Origin of the sequence: Bradyrhizobium sp. Ai1a-2, assembly GCF_000426245.1 — a bacterium.
In the GTDB taxonomy this organism is placed as follows: domain Bacteria; phylum Pseudomonadota; class Alphaproteobacteria; order Rhizobiales; family Xanthobacteraceae; genus Bradyrhizobium.
In genome coordinates this window covers 1-6,930 of the sequence record NZ_AUEZ01000154.1, presented here as the reverse complement: position 1 = coordinate 6,930, position 6,930 = coordinate 1, and the positions used below count along the sequence as shown (strand labels likewise).

Genomic DNA, 6,930 nt, shown 5'->3' with positions numbered 1-6,930 from the left:
TTATCAGTCGTTTTTATTTGTCGACAGGCGCGGCGGTTTGATGGGAATTATGTGGCGGAAAGCGCCGTCCCGGATTAGCCTCGGACATGGCCCCACGCACGCGACTCACGCTCCATGCCCCGCCCACCTTCCCGCCGTTTCCTGGCTGGGTGCGGCAGGCCCTCACGTCCGAGAGCCTTGATGACGCAATGTTTTCGGCCGGCGCGGCGCTTGCCGCGATCCATCCGATCGCGCGCAGCGAGCATCCGCTCGGCGCGCTGTGGCGGCATCGCCTGTCGCTGTCGAATGCCGCGGTGCTGGCCCGGCACGGCGGCCGCACCGAAGACGAGGCGGCGCTGCGCGATGCCTGGTATCTGCGCCGCGATGACGACGATCCAGGCCCCGGCGGCCGCATCCTGAAAGCCTGGCGGCATCTCGGCGAGCGCAGGGCCATGGCGTCGAAGGACTGGACCCTGCGGCTGTCGGCGCTGTTCGAGGTGCGCTTCAGCGACGCGCTCGAGGACGTCGTCACCCAGGCCGACAAGCTGATGGTCGGGCAGGGGAGCGCCATCACAGCCGCCGCCGAGATTGCGGCGGCGAGCCTGCGCTTCGTCCCGCAAAGCGAACCCCTCGCCTTGTGGCTCGCCGACATGGTGCTCGCCCATCGCCTGAAATGGCCGATGGCGGTGCCGTTGATCGCGGGCCAGGTCCGCCGCGGCGATCTGCGTGCCGCGGCCAAATCCGGCGCGGCGGACGACGGCTGGCCGAGGGCTTGCGCCCTGGCCTATGCGCGCGCGGCCGCAGGTGCGGCGGACCTCTATGTCGACCTTGCGCGACGGGCCGAGCGCTTGCTCGCTGCGGCGCCGAAGCTGCGCGGCAAGGACGCCGACACGATGGTGGCGATCCTGATGATGGAAGACGCCCAGCCGGCCGGCGCCGGCAAGACCGCGAGCGACCGCAGCATGCGCCGGCTCTTCGAGCGACTGGTGTCGCTCGGCGCCGTGCGCGAGCTGACCGGCCGGTCGACCTTCCGATTGTACGGGCTCTGACATGGGACGGCGCATGCGAGCAAAGACGGATCTCGATCTCGAACTGGCGGACCTGCCGCCGGAGCTGCGCTGGCGCGAATGGATGGGCCGGGTCGAGGCCGTGATCTTCGCCGCACCCGCGCCGGTGAGCCGCGAGACCCTGGCGCGCGTCGTCGGCCGCGATTGCAACCTCGATCTGATCATCGACAACATCCGCGCCGAGCTGCGCGGCCGGCCTTACGAGCTCGCAAGCGTGGCCGGCGGCTGGCAGCATCGCACCCGGAAAACTTTTGGCGATGCGATCCGCACCGCGCTCGGCGGCGAGAGCGATAGCAAGGCGCTGTCGCAATCCGAAACGCTGATCCTGGCCTGCATCGCCTATTACCAACCGATCACCCGCAGCGAGCTGTCCGCCTTCTTCGGCAAGGAGGTCAGCCGCGACACCATCGGCCGTCTGCGCGGGCTGGACTTCATCGCGAGCGGCCCGCGTAGCCCGCAACCCGGCGCGCCCTACACCTACGTGACGACCAAGGCGTTCCTGTCGCACTTCGGCCTGGAGACACTGCGCGATCTTCCAAACATGGAGGCGCTGGAGGACGCCGGCCTGCTCAGCAAGGACAGAATGTTGGCGGGAGAATTGCCGGATCCCTTGCCGGCAGATGATGAAGAGCATGACGATGACGAAGAAGCTGCAGATTGGACAGAGACAGGCTAGGTGCCTCTGTGGGCGGCCGCTTTCGATTCTATCCCCAACCCGCAAGTGTCCCGCCCCGAGACATAAAACCTTGGCATAGGTTGTGCTGACTAATGGGAGTCGGGATTTTGCATCACCCTCCCGGGCTCGATAAGCGCCGCCTGCAAGCTATTTCAAGCAGGCGGCGTTTTTATTCGGTGTCCCAATTCGATTTTGCGGGTGTGCCAATTAGGACAAGAACTGACGGGCGGGGGCGGTGGCCTCGCCCGGGGAATTCTTTAACGCTGCACCTTGCCGATCTCCTAATTCATCCCTAAATTGAGGATGAGTTACGGATGGAGGTCCGCCATGTCTTCCGCCCAAGCGTTGACTCTCACGGAAGCAGGTTACGTGCTGAACCGGTCGGCGGCTGCGCTCAACAAGGCCGTTGATACCGGCATCATTCGCGCACGTCAGCGACGGGTCGGAAGCGGAGTTCAGCGCCTCCTCGGCCGGGCGGAGATGCGCTTTCTGCTGGTCGCCGACAGATTGGAAAGAGACCTTACCCCTGCCGGCCGGCGCAGGCTCTATGAGGCGATCCGGCAGCTCTCCTTCGACGCGCACCGAGTCGCGTTTGGCGAAGTGGAGCTTGATCTCGGCAAGATCGACGCCGACCTCAAGAGCCGTCTTCATCGTCTCGACGAATTGCGCCGATGGGGACAAATCGGAAGTGACCGCAACGAGCCCCTCATTAAGGGCACCAAAATTCCTGTCTACATGGTGGCGGCCCTGGCCCGTGGGCAATCGGTCGAGCAGATTGTCGACAATTTTCCGTCGCTCAAGCGCCATCAGGTCGAGGCTGCGATCGAATATGCCAAAGCGTATCCAAAACGAGGACGACCCTATCCTCCGCGGAGCCTGAAGCGGTCGCTTGCGGAGCTGGCCGACCTCGGCGCGTTTGATGAAGAAGCCGAGGTGGGCGAGGCTGCGCCGCACCGGATTCCGTGACCGCGTATTTGGTCGACGAGAACGTGCTTCGCGAGTTTGGTGCGCGGGGCAACGCGAACGTGTGTCGCGGCTCCGAATATTGACCGGGTGGCAAAAGCCACGCCGATCTACAGCGCGGTTCTGGTTCAGCTCGGTGTTGGTAGCCCGTATGAGCATTCCCGAATGCAATAAGTGCGGGAGCCAACGTCTCGACGTCCATGCTGTGATTGTTGTCGTCATCGCCGACCCATCTCGAATTCGCGCTGGCAAGTTGACGATGGTCGGCTCTGTTGCGGATCGCGCGCCAAGATCAAACCATCGTGCCAATCGGCGCATGGTCGGATGAAGCCTCGCGCAACCACTCGGCGAGCTTGGACCACCGTCGCCGCCCGGAAACATTCCGTACCGCGATGGCAACGGCCTTCTTCTGTCCAACCAGAACGACCAGCTTCTTGCCGCGGGTGACGCCGGTGTAGAGCAGGTTACGTTGAAGCATCGCGTAGTGCTGGGTCATGATCGGAATCACGACGGCGGGGTATTCCGATCCCTGGCTCTTGTGAATCGTCGCCGCATAGGCCGGGGCCAGAATGTCGAGTTCGCCGAATTCGTAAGCAACAATGCGGCCATCGAATTCTGCGGTGAGCTCACCTTCGGCAGAATCGACGTCGACCACCGTGCCTATATCGCCGTTGTAGACCTCCTTATCGTAATCGTTCTCGATCTGCATAACTTTGTCGCCAGGGGCGAAGGTCCAGCCAAACCGTTCGACCTTGCGCTCGCCGGCAGGGTTGAGAGCGGCCTGCAATTCGACGTTCAGAGATCGGGCGCCGACACCGCCCCGGTTCATCGGACACAGGATCTGGATGTCACGAATCGGATTGAGGCCAAATCGCTTGGGGATGCGAGTTTTCACGAGCTCGATGATGCGAGCAACGACCTTCTCTGGTTCATCGGCCTGGACGAAGTAGAAGTCGGCTTCGCCTTCCGGCGGACTGAGATCGGGGATTGCGCCCTGATTGATGCGATGGGCGCTGACAATGATCCGGCTCTGAGCGGCCTGCCGGAAAACCTCGGTGAGCCGTACCACCGGCACGGCGCCGGAGAAAATGATGTCGGCCAGCACCTGGCCGGGACCGACCGAAGGCAGCTGATCGATGTCGCCGATGATCAACATGGCGGCCCCGTCCGGAACTGCCTTCAGCAACGCCCGCATCAGCATGGTGTCGACCATCGAGGCCTCGTCGACGACCAAGAGGTCGCAGTCGAGCAGGTTGTTCTCGCCGCGTTTGAAGCCACCTGTCTTGGGGTCGACTTCGAGCAGGCGGTGAATGGTCTTGGCCTCGAAGCCGGTCGCCTCGGTCATGCGCTTGGCGGCGCGGCCAGTCGGCGCACATAGCAGCAGGTTGGTGCCCTTCGCCGCCAGGATATTCAGGATGCCTTTGACGATCGTGGTCTTGCCCACCCCGGGTCCGCCGGTTATGACCACGACCTTGGATATCAGGGCGAGGCGAACCGCGGCGACCTGGCTTTCCGCGAAGGACATTCCGATTTGCTTCTCCACCCAAGGCAAGGCCTTGTCGGGATCGATCGTTGGCCACGGTGGCGCGCCGTTGGCCAGATGCAACAGGCGATCGGCAACGGTACGTTCGGCCCGATGAAGAGCGGTGAGGAAAATACACGGCGCATCACCAACCCGCTCTGCGACCACGGTCCCCTCTCGCAGTTCAAGTTCGAGCGCGGCACGGATCAGGCCCGAGGGAACTTCGAGAAGCTTCTGCGTGAGCGGGATCAGTTCGTCAGTCGGTAACCCACAATGCCCGTCATCCATCGCCTCGGTCAGGGCACAGGAGATTCCAGCGCGCACCCGCATCATCGCTGTTTTTTCGACGCCGAGCTTCATGGCGATGGCGTCGGCCGTCTTGAAGCCGATGCCGCGGATATCGCGTGCCAGCCGATAGGGGGTCTCGGTCATCACCTGGATCGCATCGGAACCGTAGGTCTTGAAGATCCGCACCGCACGTGCCGTTCCGACGCCGTGGCTGTGTAGGAACACCATGATCTCGCGGACGGCCTTCTGCTCGGCCCAGGCAGCCAAGATACTGGCGGCGCGGACCGGGCCGATGCCGCCAACCTCGCGCAGCCTGGCAGGGGTCGACTCGATGATGTCGAAAACCTTGTCGCCGAAGGCGCGCACGAGCTTCTTGGCATAGCCCGGTCCGACGCCACGGATCATTCCCGAGGCGAGATACTTCTCGATGCCGTCAGCCGACGTCGGCGGCGATGTTCGCAGGAACCGTGCCTTGAACTGCTGACCGTGGGTCCGGTCATTGATCCAATCGCCTGTGGCTGTGATCCACTCGCCCGCGGCGATGGTCGCAGCATGGCCGACGGCCGTCACGAGGTCCCGATGGCCACGCGCCTTGACGCGCAGCACACAGAAGCCGTTTTCGGCGTTGTGGAACGTGACACGCTCGACGATGCCGGCCAAGACGTCCTGGGATGATGCGTCGCTCTGAGGTCTCAATAATGTCGCCGTTTTAGGGGACTTTATCGGCTGCGCGTCGGGCCGCATCGCCGGTAGCTCGGCTGAATTGGTGGCGCGGGATATTGATGATGGCGAAGCGTCGGCGCTCCTCCGCCGCTGTCTCAGCGTCCGCTTCGACGAAGATTTCGACAGTCTCCTCGCTCGCATGAATCTCCACGCGAACGGGTGATTCGCCAAAATCGACTTCATGTCGCCGCCCACTTCGACCGCGAATGATAGCAAAGGACATTTGCATATTCTCCTTGGGGATGCCCCGGGTTCTGTTGAATTTCTGAAGAGGTCGGCGTTGCCCACCTTGAGCCGGTAGGCTCGCGGTGCTGATTCCACAAAGGAGAGCAACGCCATGACGAGAGATATCACACCGGCCGGTTGGCCGGCGACCGAGGCTGTGGACGAAGCGTTTGCAGAAGTGCGGGCGAGCTTCGATCGGTTCTGCCTTGCGGCAGGGATCGAGGCGCCAGGCACGATGACGGCCGCCGCACCTTCGGTTCGGCCGCCGCGATCCAGCGCTGCCAGATCCACAAGGCGCGCAACATCATGGAACACCTGCCGAAAGAGCATCATGCGGTCACCCGTCGCGTGCTGCGCCAGGCCTGGGAGCTCGATGACGCCGACAAGGCTGAAAAATTGATCCGCAATCTCGCGCTTCGGATCGACCAGCAATGGCCCGGCGTAGCGGCCAGCTTCCTCGAAGGCCTCGACGAGATACCGACTGTCGTCCGGTTGAAGCTGCCGAAGGAGCTTCGTCGATCGCTCGACTGTACCAACATCGCCGAGAACATGATGGGCACCATTTGCCGCGTCACGCGCAACGTCAAACGCTGGCGGAATGCCAGTATGGCCGTTTTGGCTGTGTGCTTGCCGATTCAAGGGACGGCTCCAGCAGGACTTTCCGTCAGGCTTTGAGCGAGCGCGGTCTGCTGTGGGCGATGGGTCTGTCGCGACGCCAGAACGTTTATCCCGCCGACGTTGCCTTGATTTTCCCCGTCGCGAAGGCCGGAAAGCCCCGCAAATACCACATTCCGGATCAGCCCCCGGTCACTGCTGAAGCGATGTTGGCCAAAGGGAAATGGCGAAGGGTCAGTTGGCGGCGGGGCACCAAAGCTCGGCTGACATGTCTCTTCGCGGCCCCGCCGTGTCCGCGTTGCGGATGGCCATAAGTGGAGGAAACGAGAATCGCCCCGTAGGTGGTGTGGACACTTATCTCAGCCATAAGACGATGGCTGCGAGTGTGACAACAGCGTGGTAATTTCGGGCGGTCTTTTCGAATCGGGTTGCGACGCGACGGAACTGCTTGAGTTTTGAGAAGCAGCATTCCACGAGATGACGCTGGGCATAGAGATGCTTGTCGAGCGGATATTTGAGCGCACGTGACGGGTTGTTGGGGATGACGGCCAGCGCTCCCTTGGCGGCGATGGCTTGGCGCAAGTGATCGGCGTCATAGGCCGTATCGGCCATGATGACCTCGGCAGGCAGTGCCTCGATCAGGGCCGCAGTTTGCGGTGCATCGCCCTTCTGGCCTGCCGTAAGGGTAAACCGCACCGGGCATCCCAAGCCACGGACGGCCATATGTATTTTGGTGCTCAGGCCGCCGCGCGAGCGACCGATCGCTTGATCCTCAGACCCCCTTTTTTGGCCCCGGCGGCGTGCTGATGCGCCCGGACGATGGTGGAATCGACGATCAGATATTCGAAGTCCGGATCATCGGACATCGCCTC

The 6,930-nt window shown here is 62.9% G+C and carries 5 protein-coding genes and 3 pseudogenes; 5 read left to right on the top strand and 3 right to left on the bottom strand.

Annotated features, from left to right (window positions below; translation table 11 throughout):
• Positions 1-86: 86 nt before the first annotated feature.
• From K288_RS0141750 to K288_RS0141740, 3 genes are all read left to right on the top strand, one after another.
• The gene (locus tag K288_RS0141750) at positions 87-1,028 is read left to right on the top strand and encodes a DUF1403 family protein (protein ID WP_027584269.1); all 942 of its coding nucleotides are present in this window, start codon (positions 87-89) and stop codon (positions 1,026-1,028) included.
• Position 1,029: 1 nt separating this feature from the next.
• Positions 1,030-1,722 carry an SMC-Scp complex subunit ScpB gene (locus K288_RS0141745; RefSeq protein ID WP_027584268.1) on the top strand — a complete coding sequence of 231 codons (693 nt, stop codon included), beginning with the start codon at positions 1,030-1,032 and terminating at the stop codon, positions 1,720-1,722.
• Between the two features lie 327 nt (positions 1,723-2,049).
• On the top strand, positions 2,050-2,688 hold the full coding sequence (locus K288_RS0141740; RefSeq protein WP_027584267.1) for a DUF433 domain-containing protein: 639 nt from the start codon (positions 2,050-2,052) through the stop codon (positions 2,686-2,688).
• Between the two features lie 289 nt (positions 2,689-2,977).
• Here the strand turns inward: K288_RS0141740 and K288_RS48680 are convergent, their stop codons facing one another.
• Positions 2,978-5,191: an ATP-dependent RecD-like DNA helicase gene (locus K288_RS48680; protein ID WP_051334978.1), complete on the bottom strand. Its 2,214-nt coding sequence runs from the start codon at positions 5,189-5,191 to the stop codon at positions 2,978-2,980.
• Positions 5,192-5,204: 13 nt separating this feature from the next.
• Positions 5,205-5,441, bottom strand: a complete 237-nt coding sequence (locus K288_RS0141725; protein WP_043161845.1) for a hypothetical protein — start codon at positions 5,439-5,441, stop codon at positions 5,205-5,207.
• 245 nt (positions 5,442-5,686) lie between these two features.
• Here K288_RS0141725 and K288_RS48675 point away from each other — a divergent pair.
• Together K288_RS48675 and K288_RS51655 are read left to right on the top strand one after the other, a co-directional pair.
• Positions 5,687-6,058: pseudogene (locus K288_RS48675) on the top strand (transposase); the annotation flags it as partial.
• Positions 6,055-6,367: pseudogene (locus tag K288_RS51655) on the top strand (transposase); the annotation flags it as partial. The pseudogenes K288_RS48675 and K288_RS51655, both read left to right, overlap by 4 nt.
• A 45-nt stretch (positions 6,368-6,412) precedes the next feature.
• Here K288_RS51655 and K288_RS0141715 read toward each other — a convergent pair.
• Positions 6,413-6,930, bottom strand: a pseudogene (locus K288_RS0141715) (IS5 family transposase); the annotation flags it as partial.